17 protein-coding genes are annotated in these 16978 nt (G+C 31.4%); all 17 read left to right on the top strand.

The features are described 5' to 3' along the window. The first annotated feature begins 14 nt into the window (after positions 1 to 14). The 17 genes from ACQRD1_RS01485 (at position 15) to ACQRD1_RS01405 (ending at position 16878) form a co-directional block, all read left to right on the top strand. Complete coding sequence (locus ACQRD1_RS01485; protein WP_427786830.1) at positions 15 to 1007, top strand: Stealth CR1 domain-containing protein; 993 nt, start codon at positions 15 to 17, stop codon at positions 1005 to 1007. A gap of 35 nt (positions 1008 to 1042) precedes the next feature. Further along, on the top strand, positions 1043 to 2146 hold the full coding sequence (locus tag ACQRD1_RS01480; RefSeq protein ID WP_427786829.1) for a glycosyltransferase: 1104 nt from the start codon (positions 1043 to 1045) through the stop codon (positions 2144 to 2146). A 21-nt stretch (positions 2147 to 2167) separates the two neighbouring features. After that, positions 2168 to 3265: a glycosyltransferase gene (locus ACQRD1_RS01475; protein WP_427786828.1), complete on the top strand. Its 1098-nt coding sequence runs from the start codon at positions 2168 to 2170 to the stop codon at positions 3263 to 3265. After that, complete coding sequence (locus ACQRD1_RS01470; protein WP_427786827.1) at positions 3258 to 4460, top strand: glycosyltransferase family 4 protein; 1203 nt, start codon at positions 3258 to 3260, stop codon at positions 4458 to 4460. The genes ACQRD1_RS01475 and ACQRD1_RS01470 overlap by 8 nt, the downstream gene beginning before the upstream one ends. Next, complete coding sequence (locus ACQRD1_RS01465; protein ID WP_427786826.1) at positions 4447 to 5145, top strand: glycosyltransferase family 2 protein; 699 nt, start codon at positions 4447 to 4449, stop codon at positions 5143 to 5145. The genes ACQRD1_RS01470 and ACQRD1_RS01465 overlap by 14 nt, the downstream gene beginning before the upstream one ends. Positions 5146 to 5158: 13 nt before the next feature. Then, positions 5159 to 5506, top strand: a complete 348-nt coding sequence (locus ACQRD1_RS01460; protein ID WP_427786825.1) for a DUF2304 domain-containing protein — start codon at positions 5159 to 5161, stop codon at positions 5504 to 5506. 84 nt (positions 5507 to 5590) lie between these two features. Beyond that, positions 5591 to 7519 (top strand): DUF6077 domain-containing protein, encoded by a 1929-nt coding sequence (locus tag ACQRD1_RS01455; RefSeq protein WP_427786824.1) that lies wholly within the window; start codon positions 5591 to 5593, stop codon positions 7517 to 7519. 77 nt (positions 7520 to 7596) lie between these two features. Next, positions 7597 to 8373 carry an ABC transporter permease gene (locus ACQRD1_RS01450; RefSeq protein WP_427786823.1) on the top strand — a complete coding sequence of 259 codons (777 nt, stop codon included), beginning with the start codon at positions 7597 to 7599 and terminating at the stop codon, positions 8371 to 8373. 12 nt (positions 8374 to 8385) lie between these two features. After that, positions 8386 to 9141, top strand: coding sequence for an ABC transporter ATP-binding protein (locus ACQRD1_RS01445; protein ID WP_427786822.1), 756 nt, complete (start codon positions 8386 to 8388; stop codon positions 9139 to 9141). 12 nt (positions 9142 to 9153) lie between these two features. Beyond that, positions 9154 to 9786: a hypothetical protein gene (locus tag ACQRD1_RS01440; RefSeq protein ID WP_427786821.1), complete on the top strand. Its 633-nt coding sequence runs from the start codon at positions 9154 to 9156 to the stop codon at positions 9784 to 9786. Between the two features lie 16 nt (positions 9787 to 9802). Next, the gene (locus tag ACQRD1_RS01435; RefSeq protein WP_427786820.1) at positions 9803 to 10780 is read left to right on the top strand and encodes a glycosyltransferase family 2 protein; all 978 of its coding nucleotides are present in this window, start codon (positions 9803 to 9805) and stop codon (positions 10778 to 10780) included. 11 nt (positions 10781 to 10791) lie between these two features. Then, entirely contained in the window at positions 10792 to 12030 is a 1239-nt protein-coding gene (locus tag ACQRD1_RS01430; protein ID WP_427786819.1) for a glycosyltransferase family 4 protein, read from the top strand. A 101-nt stretch (positions 12031 to 12131) separates the two neighbouring features. After that, positions 12132 to 13694, top strand: coding sequence for a hypothetical protein (locus ACQRD1_RS01425; protein WP_427786818.1), 1563 nt, complete (start codon positions 12132 to 12134; stop codon positions 13692 to 13694). Then, positions 13687 to 14676, top strand: coding sequence for a glycosyltransferase family 2 protein (locus tag ACQRD1_RS01420; protein ID WP_427786817.1), 990 nt, complete (start codon positions 13687 to 13689; stop codon positions 14674 to 14676). Before ACQRD1_RS01425 ends, ACQRD1_RS01420 begins: the two co-directional genes overlap by 8 nt. Then, a complete protein-coding gene (locus ACQRD1_RS01415) occupies positions 14660 to 15049 on the top strand; it encodes a GtrA family protein (RefSeq protein WP_427786816.1) in 390 nt (129 codons plus the stop codon). The genes ACQRD1_RS01420 and ACQRD1_RS01415 overlap by 17 nt, the downstream gene beginning before the upstream one ends. A gap of 5 nt (positions 15050 to 15054) precedes the next feature. Next, positions 15055 to 15651: a GerMN domain-containing protein gene (locus tag ACQRD1_RS01410; protein WP_427786815.1), complete on the top strand. Its 597-nt coding sequence runs from the start codon at positions 15055 to 15057 to the stop codon at positions 15649 to 15651. Positions 15652 to 15690: 39 nt separating this feature from the next. Continuing rightward, positions 15691 to 16878, top strand: coding sequence for a MerR family transcriptional regulator (locus ACQRD1_RS01405; RefSeq protein ID WP_427786871.1), 1188 nt, complete (start codon positions 15691 to 15693; stop codon positions 16876 to 16878). Positions 16879 to 16978: the final 100 nt, after the last annotated feature.

Raw genomic sequence — 16978 nt, 5'->3', positions numbered from 1 at the left:
AGATCAGTGATAATATGTCGGAAAAAATTGATTTTGTAGTGCCGTGGGTTGATGGAAATGACGAAGAGTGGATAAATGAAAAACAGAGATATTCTGTAAATACGGGTGCAGATAATTCTATAAATAGATATAGAGATTGGGAGAATTTGAAATATTGGTTTAGAGGAGTGGAGAAGTTTGCCCCGTGGGTAAATAAAATTCATTTTATAACTTGGGGGCATATACCAAGTTGGTTGAATATTGAACATCCTAAACTTCATATTGTTAGGCATGATGATTATATACCACAAAAATTCCTGCCTGTATTTAGTGCAAATCCAATTGAATTGAATATTCATAGAATTGAAGGCCTTGAAGAAAAGTTTTTATATTTAAATGATGATACCTTTTTTGTGGATTTTGTTAAACCGGAAGATTTTTTTAAAAATGGAAAGCCTAATAGTATGGTGGTTGCATGCCCATATATATGTCAAAATGATGTTTTTGCAAAATTGATTGCAAATGATCTTGGGGTTATTAACAAAAATTTTCATATCAGGCAAGTGATAAAAAGGGATTGGAAAAAATGGTTGTCCCTAAAAAATGGCAAACGTGTATTAATGACTTTGATGATGCTTCCTTTCCCTGGGTTTACAGGTTTTATAAATACACATTTACCTAATGCCTATTTAAAATCGGTGTTTGAGCTTGTATGGGAGAAAGAAACAGAAATATTAGAAGAAACGTGTTACAATAAATTTAGAAGTCCTTTAGATGTAAACCAACATTTGATGAAATATTGGCAAATTGCTGAGGGATTATATAATCCAATGAATGAAGAAAAACTTGGACATTATTATGAAATTGGACGAGATGATAAACTGATATTAAAAGATATGAAAAATAAAAAATATAAAATTGTATGTCTGAATGATGCGAATACTAGTATCAATTTTGAAGAAGAAAAAAAATATATATTGGATGTTTTTGATAATATTTTACCGGATAAATCTGAATATGAGATATAAATATTAGATAATTTCTTATGAATGTGGAGTAGTATATGAAAAGAAAATACCTTGTTTTTGGAATTAGCTCTCAATTAGGTGGAGTGGAGTCATTTTTAATGAATTATATAAGTAAGATGATGGATGAAGAGAATGTATTTGAGTTTGTGATTTTTGACAAAGTGCCGGATTTTATTAAAATTTCAGATGTAAATAAGTGTAAGATGCACATAGTACCAAAACGAACAAATAATTTATTGTTATATTATAAAAAATTAATTAAAATTCTTCGAGAAGGAAAATTTGATATTATATGGTACAATGTCTGTACTTTGAGTGATATTACTTTGCTTAAATTGGCTCAAAAACAAGATGTTCCATGCCGGATAGTGCATAGTCACAATGGTGCGAATATGGGAGGAATAATTAATGAATTTCTCCACAATTATCATAAAAAAGTGGTTGAAAAGTATGCCACGGAATTTTTCGCTTGCTCAAATGTGGCTGCAGAATTTATGTTTCCCTCTAATATTATTGAAACAGAAAAGACTATAATAATTAAAAACGCAATTGACACAAGTAAATATCAGTATAATGCTAAAACTAGGAGCAAAGTTAGAGAATCATTAGGAATAAAATCGCAACTACTAATTGGTCATGTAGGAAGATTTCATTTTCAAAAAAATCATAGATTTATTTTGGATATTTTTAATGAGATTTTAAGAAGAAAGAAGAATGTAAAGCTTCTTTTGATCGGAAAAGGTGAATTGAAAGAGCAGTTTATCGAGCAAGCTGAAGAGAAAGGTGTTTTGCAGAATATTATCATGTTAGAAGATAGAACAGACGTAAATGAACTAATGCAAGCAATGGATGTTTTTTTGTTTCCATCACTTTTTGAAGGATTGCCAATTTCTTTGATTGAAGCACAAACGGCTGATTTACCTTGTGTTATTTCAGATACTATATCTGAAGAAGTTATAATCACGGAGAAAATTTGTGCTTTGTCATTAAATGATTCTTCAGAAATGTGGGCTGCTAAAGTTCTTAGATGTGCAGAAAATCAAAAAAGAGAAAATAGAAGTGATTTAGTTCGTAGAAAAAAATTTGATATATCTGAAAATGCAGAGGAATTAAAAAGATATTTAGAATTGAAATATTAGAGATATTGGGTGACGGATTATATGTTGAGAGTGTTACATGTTATTGGAAAAATGGATCGTGCGGGTGCTGAATCGTTGATTATGAATATTTATAGAAAAATAGATAGGACAAAAATACAATTCGATTTTTTGGTGTTTTCGGATGTACAAGGCGATTATGATGAAGAAATATTGAAGCTGGGAGGTGAAATCTATCATATGCCATCGTTTAGAGGGTATAATTATTTTGATTTATTTAGAAAATTTCAAACTTTTTTTGAATCTCATCCGTATAAAATAGTGCACGGGCATATAGGAAGTCTCTCTCCGGCTTATTTATATTGTGCAAAAAAAAATGATGCCTTTGCTATTGTACATAGTCATGCGACAAATTCAAGTATATTATGGGAAAGAGTAGTATTTTGGATATTATCTCATAGGGTAACTAAAATAGCAGACTTTTTTTTCGCATGTTCGGATAAAGCTGGTAAAGATATGTTTGGAAAAAAAATAATAAAACAGGAGAATTTTAAAGTTTTAAAGAATTGTATTGATGCTATGGAATTTCAATATTCTATCGAGCGGCATGAAAAGTTGAAAAAACAGTTTGGTTTAGAAGGTAAATTAGTTTTTGGTCATGTTGGTCGATTTACTGAAGCGAAAAATCACAAATTTTTACTCGATGTATTTGAAAGTATTTGTATGAGGTGTGATAATGCAATGCTTATACTTGTTGGTAGAGGAGAATTAGAAAATAGTATAAAAAAAATAGTTAGCAATAAAAAGTTGGGAAATAAAGTGCAATTTTTAGGTGTTCGAGATGATGTTCCTAATATGATGAATTTATTTGATGTATTTGTGTTCACTTCTGTATTTGAAGGATTGGGAAATGTTTGTATTGAAGCACAAGCGGCAGGACTTCCATGTTTCGTTTCATCAGCAATACAGAATGAAGCGATTGTTTCAAATCATGTTTGGAGATTTCCTTTAGAATGGGATAATGAAAAATGGGCGATTAGTATTTTGAATCATTTAAAACATTTTGTTCGAAAGGACGGAACACAGGATGTTATCAATGCTGGATATGATTCCAGTCAAATGGCACATTTGTTAGAGGAGTTTTATTGTAGTCATGTATAGAGATGAAAAAACTATGCTTAAAAAACGATATTGTATTTTTTCTGCACAATATTTGCCTCATATGGGAGGAGTGGAAAGATATACGTATAATTTAGCAAAAGAATTAATTAATCAAGGGAATGAAGTTGTAGTAGTGACTTCCAATCTATATTGTTTAGAAAAAAAATGTTTTGATGAGAATATTGAGATATATCGACTTCCGTGTTTTAATTTGCTAAGTGGAAGATACCCAGTTATTAAATTTGATAAAGAATTTAAAGAATTAAATCGAGATTTAAAAAAGAAAAAAATTGATATGGTAATTGTAAATACAAGATTTTACATTCATTCTTTATATGGAATGATATTTGCAATGAAACGAAAAATTCCATGTATTACTATCGAACATGGTACAAGTCATCTTTCTGTACATAATAAATTTCTAGATGTAGTAGGAGCTGTATTTGAACACACTATTACGTGGATTGAAAAAAAAATATGTAAAAATTATTATGGTGTATCGAAAGCATGTAATGATTGGCTAAAACATTTTCATATACATGCAAAAGGCGTGATATATAATTCTATAAATGTAGATGAGATAGAGAATATATATGAAAATGCAGGAACTTATTTTAGAAATTTATATTGTATTCCAGATGAAGCAATTATCATAACATTTACTGGAAGGTTGCTAAAAGAAAAGGGACTGCCTAGTTTACTGAATGTTGTAGAGTATATACTAATAGAACGAAAAGATATATATTTATTTATTGCTGGAGACGGAAATATGAAAAAAGAAATTGCACAAAGAAAAAATGAGCATATTATTCCGTTGGGACAATTAGAATTTGAACAAATAGTAACTTTATTAAAGGAAAGCGATATATTTTGTTTACCATCTTTTTCGGAGGGATTTTCTACATCCATATTAGAAGCAGTTGCTTGCCGATGTTATATTTTGACAACTGCACGTGGAGGAGCAAGAGAATTGATTGTTAATAAAGAATATGGTAGCATAATAATGGATAATAGTGAAGATGTTTTACTTTCGGAATTGTTGGACGTAATTAATGATGTTGAACGACGCCAAAAAGCTGTGCCATTGGCGTACAAACGGTTAAAGGAAAATTTTACATGGAAGATTGCAGCGAAAGAGATAGAAGGTATATTTATAGAATTGAATGAAGAAAGGCAAACTAATGAAGAAAAGTGATTTGTTAATTATTATACCAGCATATAATGAAGAAGAAAATATAGAAAATGTAGTTAATTTTATTCAAGAGAATTATTCGCAATATGATTATATAGTTGTTAATGATGGGTCGATAGATCGAACTGCAGAAATTTGCAGGGAAAAAGGGTATGAGTTATTGAATTTACCAGTTAATTTGGGGTTAGCTGGTGCATTTCAGGCTGGGCTAAAATATGCCTATGAAAAAGATTACTCTTTTGCAATACAATTTGATGCAGATGGGCAGCATTTGCCAGAATTTATCGAGCCAATGTTGAAGCGTATACGAGAAGGTTATGATATAGTTATTGGTTCAAGGTTTGTAAGAAAACGTAAAAATAATTCGTTGAGAATGATTGGAAGTAAAGTATTGACTGTTGCTATTAAGATGACAACGAAGGTTAGAATATCTGATCCGACATCAGGAATGAGGATGTTTTCAAAACCAATGATTAAGGAATTTGCAAAAAACTTGAACTATGGACCAGAACCGGATACGGTTTCTTATCTTTTGAAAAATGGTGCAAAAGTATCTGAAATTCAAGTAGAGATGGAAGAAAGACAGTATGGACAAAGTTATTTGAATTGGATAAGTTCAGCAAAATATATGATTAAAATGCTGATTTCTATTTTTTTTGTCCAGAATTTTAGAAAACGAGATAATTAAATGGGAGGTATATATGTCTGCTTTGTTAAGAGTATTATTGATTATAAGTGCAATTTGTATGTTGATTTTTATGATTAAAAAAATAAGAGATTCAAAATTAAAGATAGAATATACAGTTTTTTGGATTGCTTTTTCTAGTATATTGGTCGTAATGGGGATTTTCCCTCAGCTTTTTTATTGTATATCTAGATTTATTGGTTTTCAGTCACCTATTAGTATGGTTTTCTTAATTGTTATTTTTGTATTGATTATAAAAATGTTTTTTATGACAATTCAAATTTCGCAATTAGAAAATAAGATTGATAGTTTAGCCCAGCAAATTGCAATTGATAGAAAGCTAGATTGTGACAAAAAAAGTTAGCAAGTTTAGCTTATACAATTAGATATTAAAATATGCATTCTTAGTTGTAAAAATACGTGTAAGTAGGAAAAAAGTGGGGATGAGATGTTAGAGTATTTTGTTTGCACACTTTTTATGTGTGCTTTTATATTGGTATTGTATGCATTCGGAAATATACTGATTAAAAATGATGAATCACAAGCAGTTAAATTTATAGTAGGATATTTAGTTTATAGTTTTTTTGTTGCAGTAGGTGGAATTATTATACAATTGTTAAATCTGGCTTGGATAATTTTTTCTATCTATTTGATGATTATTTTGGTGGGGATGTTTCTTGGTATTTGGAAATTTAAGAAAAAACAAGGTAAAATTATTAACTGTTCAATTAAAGAATATATAATGAACAATTGGTTCTTGATTTTGGTTTGTGTGATTTCATGTTGTATGCTATTGTTTTATTATCGTTCTTTTTGGTATGGCAATCATCTAGACGATGGGTATTATATAACAAAAGTTGCGACTCTCCCATATGAAAAAAGTGGATTTCGTACAAATTATGCAGTGGGAGTTGAACAAGGAGCAGCAATATCATATCTTTTGAATACATGGGAGTTGGAGGCATCGGTTTTTGTTAAAATTCTTGGGGTTACTCCGACGTTATTTTTACGTCTGTTTCAATCTGCGTTTCATTATTTTGTTTTTTTTAATTGTACTCTTGCCTTTGGAGAAAAAATCGTTAAGGGAACTAAACAAAATTATAAGACTAGAGAATTACAATATGTCTTAGGAGTATTTTTACTTTTTTTTATATATTATGTTTACTTAATGGATTCAAAACTATTTTTCCTAAGAGATATGTTCCACTTGAATACAGGAATGTATTATGGCTCTTCGATTTCTAAAATGATTGTAATAATCGTTTTACTATTGTTTTTTATTCAAGAAGATAAAATCAATTTACGTATGATAATGGGTGTGGCAGGTATCTCTGTAGTTTTGATGTCAAAATCGAGTATTGTATTGCCAGTAATTATTATTTTGATAGTAGCGTCTTGTTTTACATGGCTCTTTGAAAGTTCAAATAAACAATTGAAATGGTTGGCAATTGGTCTTTTGGTTGTTTATATATTAAGTGGAATATTCCTTCCGGGTAATGTGGATTCACAGCAAGAAGTTTATACATATGTAGAATCCGCTATGCATTCACCAATTGTTTGGATTTGTATAGTCATTTTTATATTTAGTTTTACATTAAAGGAGAAAATAGTATATAGATTAAATAGTATATTTATTTTATGCGGTTTATTAATAGTGGTTCCTCAAGTAAACGATGTATTTGAAATTTGTTCTGTTTATGATTTTGTGGCTGGACGAGCGTGTTCTACATATATTTATACATTTGTTATTATTTCTGTGTTTTATTCCTATATGTTAATAAGAAAGAGGTTTAGTGAGAAGCGAGTTAGAGATATTTATATTGTGATTACGGGAATAATGACTATTTTACTGATTTATGGATATAAAACAGATGGTGGAGAATTATTTGTTACAGATAATATGCCGGCAAATACAAATTTAATAGAAGATTTAAAAGTAATTTATCACAATAATAAATTTGTTCCAAATTCAACAATTGAATTGGGAAATTATTTGGAGACATTAGGAGAAGAAGAAGGAGAGAAATTGCTGGTACTTTCCCCACAATGGTCAGGAATAGACGGAACAGCACATTCTTTATCTACACAATTGAGAACTTTTGCTCCAAGTATAATTTCGGTGTCGGCAATTGAGAGATATCCAGTATCTGCCGATAATGAGTTATATGGTTATGATCAAGCTAAATATGATGATTTTGTCAATGACCCTAGTGATTCAACATTGAAGAAGTTAAATACAGAAATTGAGAAATATGGAATCAATTGTATTGTAGTGCAAAATAAAGAATGTGGAGAATATCTTAGCAAAATAGGATTTGAACAAAAGAATATTATACAAAATGGGGTATATTATGTATGGTATAAAGATACTTACTAGGGACTCTGGCTTGACATTTTACAGGTATAATGCGATAATGTGCAAAGAATTACATAGAAAAATAGGATGGAATAGAAATGTCTGCGTATATAAGTAATTTAAAAAAATATCAGCCTTTACTTTATGAATTAATGGCAAGAGATGTAAAAATTAAATATCGTAAATCAGTTTTGGGGGTTTTGTGGACTATTTTAAACCCTCTTTTAATGATGGTGATTTTGTCAATTGTGTTTTCAAATCTGATGCGATTTGATGTGGAAAATTATTCTTTATATATTCTGGGAGGACAAATCCTATTTACATTTTATAATGAGGCAACTTCGGGAGCAATGACATCTATATTGAATAATGCATCTTTGATTAAAAAAGTATATATTCCAAAATATTTGTTTGTTGTATCAAGAATTGCGTCATCTTCAATTAATATTATGTCTTCTTTTTGTGCGATGATTATAGTAATGCTTTGTACAAGGACGGAACTACATTTTACAATGATTTTAGCGGTGGTGCCAATTTTTTATTTAATAGTTTTTTCATTGGGAATTGGTCTTATATTGGCAGCACTCACAGTGAAGTTTCGGGATGTAATGCATCTATATAGCGTTTTTTTAACAGGACTTATGTATTTGACTCCTATAATTTACCCTATGAGTATGTTGCCGGATTGGGTGCGTTTTATCGTAAATCTAAATCCTCTTACTTGGATGGTAGAAATGTTCCGTGATGTTATGATTTATAATACGATACCGTCTGTTACAGAATTTGTTGTGCCTTTAGTAGTGTCGTGTGTAACACTTTTGCTTGGTTTATGGGTGTTTTATAAACAACAAGATGATTTTATTTTGAACTTATAAGGAGAAAAGCAGATGAATGATACTGTAATTAAGGTTGATCATGTTTCGATGCGTTTTAATCTTTCTTCTGAGAAAGTAGATAATATGAAAGAATATTTTATTAGGCGTATAAAAAGAAATATGAGTTATGATGAGTTCTGGGCTTTGCAGGATGTTGATTTTGAAGTGAAAAGAGGAGAATCAGTTGGTCTTATTGGTTTAAATGGCTGTGGAAAAAGTACACTTTTGAAAACAATAGCAGGGGTACTAAAACCAACGAAAGGATCTGTCAGAATACAAGGAACTATAGCACCTATGATAGAATTGGGTGCGGGGTTTGATATGGATCTTACGGCAAGAGAAAATGTTTATTTAAATGGCGCTATTTTAGGGTATTCTCGTAAAGAAATGAATTCTTATTATGACGGAATTGTAGAGTTTTCTGAGTTGGAAGAATTTATGGATGTACCTATTAAGAATTTTTCATCTGGCATGTTAGCCAGATTGGCCTTTTCAATTGCAACGATTGGACAACCTGATATATTAATCGTAGATGAAGTGTTGTCTGTAGGAGATTTTCGCTTTCAGGAAAAATGTGAAAAGAGGATCCAAGGAATGATGAAAGAAGATACAACAATCCTTTTCGTATCACATAGTATTGATCAAGTGAAAAAGATTTGTAAACGAGCAATTTGGATCGAAAAAGGCCATATTCGAGAAGATGGTACTAGTGAAGAAGTAGGAAGCCGTTTCGAAAAAGCATATTATGCGGGAGAATTGGAAGAGTAAAGGACGATAGAAATGAAAATATTAAAAAGAATCATTTTTTGTGCATTGGCAATTCTAGTGGCTGCGATGTATTCTTATGGAATATGGCCAAGAGCAATATACAATACTGATATAGGGGCAAATTCTTATGAGAATACAGGCGCATTAGAAGAAGGAGAAGTGCTGACACAGCAGTTTGTTTGTACTGATAATGGTTTGTGTGGACTTAAGATTAAATTAACAAAATTGGAGAGTCAATCAATTGGTAATTATGAATGGAAAATAGAAGAACTGGGTTCTAAAACGGAAATTGCTCATGGCGTCATTGATGAAAAAAGCACGGAGAATAAAGAATTTGTAAGTTCTAGCGTACAAGAAAGAGGTAATATTGAGTTAGATGTTCCAAAACAAGAGGATAGTAAAGGTAAAGAGTATTTGCTGACAATTGAAGGAACTGAGGTTCAGGAAAATGAAACAATGGCAGTTTATATTACAGAAAAAGGACGGACTAATAGTACGTTAAAACTTAATGGAGATAATCTTGAAAAAGCAAGTATCATTAAAGTTGAATATAAACGTTTTAATGTTGAAACATTTATTGTTTTTCTAGGAATAGTACTTTATTTAGTTGTATTTGTGAAATTTATGTATAAATTATTTAAGTAATCGGAGAAATTGAAAGATGGATGTAACAATCGTAATTCCAACTAAAAATGCAGGAAGCCTTTTCGATAAAGTTTTAAAAGTGATATTTGAGCAGGAAACAACTTATACGTTTGAAGTTGTATGTGTGGATTCTGGATCCAGTGATCAAACTGTTGATATTATAAAAAAATATCCGTGTAAGCTTTATCAAATTCCAGCTTCTGAATTTGGACATGGTAAGACTAGAGTATTTGGAGCTTCAAAAGGTACTGGTGAATATATTATATTTATTACGCAGGATGCATTGCCGGCTTCAAAAAAATGGTTGCAAAATTTTATTGATGCCATGAACTCTGATAAAGAGATTGTTGGTGGGTTTGGGATTCATTATACATACCCGGATTGTAATATTATAGATAAGAGAGATTTGTATTATCATTTTAAAAATTTTGGGGAAGATAATACAATTTTTCAATTGACTGATGAAAATCGGGAACGGTACAAAAATGAGGAAGGCTACAGACATTTTATGGTCTTCTTTTCAGATAATAATTCTTGTGTAAGAAGGGATGTCTTTGAAAAATATCCTTATAAGGATGTTGATTTTGCAGAAGACCAGATTTGGGCAAGAGAAATGATTGAAAGAGGGTATAAGAAATTGTATTGTCCTTTTGCGCCTGTTTATCATTCTCACAATTTTAAATTATCAGAATATTTTAAAAGATATTATGATGAATATAAAGGGTTATATCGATTGCATAAATTCTTGATTTCATCAAGTTGGTTTAAAGTGCCGTTTCAAATTGTAAAGCATGATTTAGATGATGCCAGATATATTAAAAATCAAAATATATCTAAAAAAGAAAAATTATATTGGGTATGGTATTCTTTGTGTCGAAATTTTAGCAGATATGTTGGGGGATATCTTGGAGGAAAATATGCGGGATATTCTCGGAAAAAACAAGTATGGCTTGATCGCCATATTTCGCAGCAATATGAACAAAGAAATGCATAGAGGAGGAGAAAATGGCTAAGATAAAAAAAATGTTAAAAAAAATACCTAAAATAATGAAACAAGAAGGAATAGGCGGGATCTTTAGAAGAGTGTTACAGAAACTTCATCTTGTTACAACAAAAGCAGATCCGTTGACTCTGTTCAAGTTTATTATGGATAGAAAAATTATTCCATTAAATAAGAATGATTTTGAAAAACATAAAAATGATCAAATAAAGATTTTAAACTGGGTGATACCAGAAATGGGAGAAGGATCTGGAGGACATACGACTATCTTTCGGTTTATTTCTAATTTAGAGAAACGCGGTTTCCATAGTAGAGTATATGTTTTTAATGCGGAGAGTTTTTTTGACAATAAATCAATCCGAAAGTTTGTTGCGAAGGCTTTTCCTATTTTGGATTCGAGAGTTGAAGTTTATTATGATGTGAAGTATATGAAATTTGGACATGCTACTTTTGCTACATCATGGGATACTGCGTATTATGTACGAAATTTTAATAATACAATTTCAAAATTTTATTTTGTACAAGATTTTGAACCTTATTTCTTTGCACATGGTTCAGAATATCAATTTGCTGAAAATACGTATAAATTTGGACTCAGAGGTATTACGGCAGGAGATTGGCTGAAAGAAAAACTGAATAAAGAATATGGCATGAAAACGGACAGCTTTTTGTTTTCTTATCAACGCGATGTTTATTATCCTGTTGAGCGTAAAGATAATACTAGAAGAGTATTTTTTTATGCAAGGCCTGTTACACCAAGGCGTGATTTTGAATTGGGGTTGTTAGCTTTAAATGAATTGTGTAGAAGAATGCCTGATGTTGAGGTTGTGTTTGCTGGATGGGATTTGAGCGATTATGTGATTCCATTTAAACATGAGAGCCTGGGGGTAGTCACTATGCAGAAATTGGCAGAATGTTATAATAGATGTGACATGTGTCTAGTTATTTCGAATACAAACTTATCGCTAGTTCCTTTGGAAGTTATGGCATGTGGATCAGTTGCTATTTGTTCCAAAGGAGAGAATAGTAGTTGGATGGTTAATGAAGATAATGCTGTTATGGTGGATTATGATCCGGTTGATATTGCAGATAAGATGGAATATTATTTCAATAATCCAGATGAATTAAAGGCGATTAGTAAAAAAGGATTGGATTATGTTAAAAATACATCTTGGGAGAAAGAGGCAGATAAAGTTAAATGCGTTATTGTGAAAGCGCTTGAAGAAGATATTAATTTGCTTTAAACAATGTGAAACACCTATTTGTTTTAATAATAGTTTTCTATAATTATACAAAAGGTGTTTTCTTTGCTTTTATTTTGAGTTGTTAGGAGATAAATAAGTGTATGGAAAAAGTACAGTCTTTTTTATATAAATGTATAGAAATTTTAGCAATATTAATATTTGGTTGGTTAATGATTCTGTTATTTTTTTGTTCGGATATATGGACTTATGCATGTAAGAAATCTTTTTTGATTGGTAATATTAGCATTATATTAATTTTATTTGTTGGTTTGTTAATTTGGTTTTTCGTTGGAAGAAAGAAAGCATTTAATATAAAGTGTTTTCAGTATGACAGGATCGTTAATTTTGTTACACCTATTTTGCTTTTGGTAGAAATATATATTTGTTATAATATTTTTTTTGAAACAGGCTGGGATCCTGGATATTATATTATTCCGACTGCACGTGCATTAGTCGTAAATGAAGATATAACAGCATTTAATGATAATTATTTTTCAATGTTTCCTAATAATCTTTTGCTTGTACATATTTATTATGTGATTTTAAAGCTGAATAGTGCAATAGGTGTTTTTGGAGGAGAATATCAATTGATGTCAATTGTAGTATGCAATTGTGTGATTAGTACATTAACATGTCGATTGATTTATTCAATAATATGCCAGAAAATGGAAATTCAATATGGCTTTATTGCGTTTTGTATTTCGGCGGTTTTGTTAGGATTATCCCCTTGGATGGTAATTTGTTATTCTGATTCTTTTGGAGTTTTTATTCCTGTTTTAATACTATATATTTATATCAAAAAAAATATTCCATATTATATAAGGTACCCATTGATTTTTATTCTTGGTTATTTGGGATATTATATAAAACCACAAGTTCTTATAATGGTAATCGCAATTATTATTGTAATATGTCTGAGGCATGACAATAATAACATGAAAGAAAAAATAAAAAAAGGATTTATAATTATCTTAATTAGTGGGATCGTTATTTCGACATTGGCTAGTGTGTTACAGAAAATATATATAAATGAAGGATTTGATACTAATAGTGACCGCAAATTTGGAATGTCTCACTATTTAATGATGGGATTAAATCCTAATTCATTAGGAATATATGATTTGGGCGATGTTGAACTTTCGGCAAGTTGTAAAAATCAAGAGGAGAGGGAGAAGAAAAATCTTGAGATTGCAAAAGAAAGACTGGAATCATATGGAGTAAAAGGATACATGCAATTTCTTTCGAAAAAGATGTTGACAAATTATAATGATGGTACTTTTGCATGGGGAGTTGAGGGAGGATTTTATTCCAATATAAAACAAGATATTAATTCAAAAATGGCTGTACGTTTAAAAAAGTTATATTATAATAATGGAGAATATTTTAGCTTGTATTCTACAACTGTGCAGTTTGTTTGGATTACAATACTTGTATTTATTATGATGAGAACATTTTTTACAATAAGTAATAAGAAAAAAGATTATGATTATATGGTTATGATACTATCTATTATTGGACTAACGTTTTTTGAATTACTTTTCGAGGCAAGAGCGCGGTATTTATTTATTTATATTCCAATTTATATTATATTGGGAGTATATGGTATGAAAAATGTGAATGAGTGGATGAAAGAGAAATTAGAAAGAAGGATTACTGATGAATAGACCAGTTTTATATATGATTATTCCTTGTTATAATGAAGAAAAAGTACTTCCTATAACGTGTAAACTTTTTCGTGAGAAGCTGGAAGAATTAATCTCTAAGGAAATGATAGATGTAAATAGCAAAATTCTATTTGTAAATGACGGAAGTAAAGACGATACTTGGAATATTATTAAGTCATTGTCAATATCGGATAATTGTTTTGTTGGGATTTCTCAAAGTAGAAATAGAGGGCATCAAAATGCTGTATTAGCAGGACTAATGGAAGCAAAAGATAAAGCGGATATTACTATTTCTGTTGATTGTGATGGACAAGATGATATTAATGCTATGAATCAAATGGTTGAAGAGTATTTGAATGGGTGCGAGATTGTTTATGGTGTAAGAAGCAAAAGAGAAACGGATACTTTTTTTAAAAGATTTACTGCTGAAAGTTTCTATAAATTGCTTAATAAAATGGGGGCAGAAGTGGTTTACAATCATGCGGATTATCGCTTGGTTTCAAGTCGGGTGTTAAAAGAGTTTGCAAATTTTAAAGAAGTTAATATTTTCCTTCGTGGGATGTTCCCATTAGTGGGATTTAAAAGTACAAGTGTTTTTTATGAGAGACATGAACGAATTGCGGGAGAAAGTCATTATCCTTTGTCTAAAATGTTAGCACTTGCGTTTGATGGAATTACGAGCTTAAGTATAAAACCAATTAGAATAATAACTGGACTTGGGATTTGTATATCACTTTTGAGTTTCTTAGGAGTTTTATGGGCTATTTTGACTTACGCATTAGGAAATAATGTTAATGGATGGGCAAGTATAATTTGTATTATTTGCTTTATTGGAGGAGTTCAATTAATTTGTATAGGTGTGCTTGGAGAATATATTGGTAAAATATATTTGGAAACAAAAGCAAGGCCAAGGTATATTATCAGTGAGAGAACTTCTAATTTCAGTGTAGAAAGAGATATGGATAATGAAGAAATTATTTAATCAGATAATTAAATTTGGAATGGTGGGGATAATAGCTACTTGTACAGATTATTTTATGATGATATTTCTTACGGAAATATGTGATATTAATTATCTTTTGTCTAGTGGTTTATCATATTCGTTTTCAACAGTTTTGAATTATATTTTAAGTATGAAATATGTCTTTATAGGTAGAGATGATACAACAAAAATAAGGGAATTTTTACTTTTTGTTATCATGAGTGTTATCGGATTAGGTCTAAATCAATTAGTTATGTGGATTGCTACAGATTTGTTTCATATATATTATATATTGTCTAAGATTGGAGCAACTGGAATTGTGATGGTGTATAATTTTGTATCCAGGAAATTAGTTTTGGAGAAGAAAGAGTGAGAGGTATGAAGAAGCAAATTGTATTTTCAATTTTATTTTTGGCTGTAATATGTTGTTTGGCCGCATGTAATAAAACTACAGGAAATAGTCAGACATTAGAGGTGTCAAAACAGAAAGAAAAGGACGAAAAAGAAGAAATAAAAAAAGATGAGGAATCTGTAACGAAACAAGGAGAAACGGAAGAGCCCGATGATGGTGATGATATGCAGGAAACTGTAGAACAGCCAACTAATATAATTTTATATTGTGGAAATGATGATGCCACAGCATTTACCTCTGAGGAAGTACAGATTAACTCTTTGTCTCCAGAAGAAGTATTGAATGCATTAATTGAAAAAGGAACAATTGCAGCGGATGTTGAGATCCTGTCATTTGAGACAACGACTGTAGACGGAAAATCAACAATATTACTTGATTTTAATGACGCATTCGCTTCTTATATTTCCAGCATGGGATCTACTGGTGAATACTTTGTAATGGGAAGTATCTGTAATACATTCCTGGATGCATATGATTGTGAGCAGATTCAGGTTACAGTGGATGGAGATACTTTGTCTACTGGACATGCTGAATATCCAGGCTATATGACAACATTTTCATAGAATTTGACAGGTGAGAGGATACACTGGAAGGAGTACATGATGAAAAAAACAGGTTATTATTCTTCCGGTGAATTTGCCCGTATGGCGCATGTGACTTTGCGGACAATTCGCTATTATGACAAACAAGATATATTAAAGCCCTCCTTCGTGAGCGAAGCGGGGGCTCGTTTTTATACAGATGAGGATTTTGCAAGATTGCAGCAGATTCTTTTGTTGAAGTATCTGGGATTCTCATTAGATGATATTCGGGAGATGACCATTGATGATGCAGATTATCATTTTATGTTGAATGCATTGAATATTCAGCTGAAACTGGTGCAAGATCGTATCGAGCAGATGCAGCTAGTGGAGAAGGCTATTAAGGATACGTCAGAGGCGATTCAGGCGGAGCATACCATAGACTGGAATCAGATGTTGAATCTGATTCATCTGACAGGGATGGAGAAGAGCATGAAGAACCAATATCAGAATGCGTCGAATATATCTGCCAGGATTAATCTTCACAGTCTGTATTCGCAGAATTCACAAGGATGGTTTCCGTGGATCTATGAACAGATGGAGATGCGGTCGGATATGCAGGTGTTGGAGATTGGCTGTGGTGATGGCGCGTTATGGAGCAGTAATTTGAAAAAGTTGCCGGAAGAAGTAGGGATAACGTTATCGGATATATCAGAAGGAATGCTTCGAGATGCAAGACGTGCTATTGGTATGGAAGATTCGCGGTTTACATTTCGGGTATTCGATTGTCATCAGATCCCTTGTGAAGATGAGAGCTTCGATTTGGTGGTGGCGAACCATGTTCTGTTCTATTGTGATGATGTTTTGAAGGTGTGTCAGGAGGTACGGAGGGTACTTAAGCCGGGAGGATGCTTCTTGTGTAGTACCTATGGAAGGAACCATATGATAGAAGTCAGTCGTTTGGTCCAGGGATTCGATGACAGAATCGTACTGTCAGCAGATAAATTGTATGAGCGTTTTGGGAAAGAGAATGGTGCTGAGATTCTAAAAGATTACTTTTCAGAAAATGAATGGAGAGAATATGAAGATTATCTGTTGGTTCCGGAACCGGAGCCATTAATCTCTTATGTACTTTCCTGCCATGGGAATCAGGGTCAGTATATTGCGGAACGGTATAAGGAATTTCGTGCGTATGTGAAGAGAAAGACGGATGTGGGATTTCAGATTACGAAAGAAGCAGGGATATTCATTTCCCGAAAGCATATTTAAAATAATAGGGATTATTGTCAGATAATGTCGACAAAACGATGGCAAGAATTTGAATCTTTCCTTGTGATTTTTAATAGTTATTGTTATACTGAACTCAAGA

It is taken from the genome of Bariatricus sp. SGI.019, from assembly GCF_050315235.1.
Taxonomy (GTDB): Bacteria; Bacillota; Clostridia; order Lachnospirales; family Lachnospiraceae; genus JAFBIX01.
Note: the sequence above shows the minus strand (reverse complement) of the source record. Positions and strands in the feature narration are given on the sequence as shown.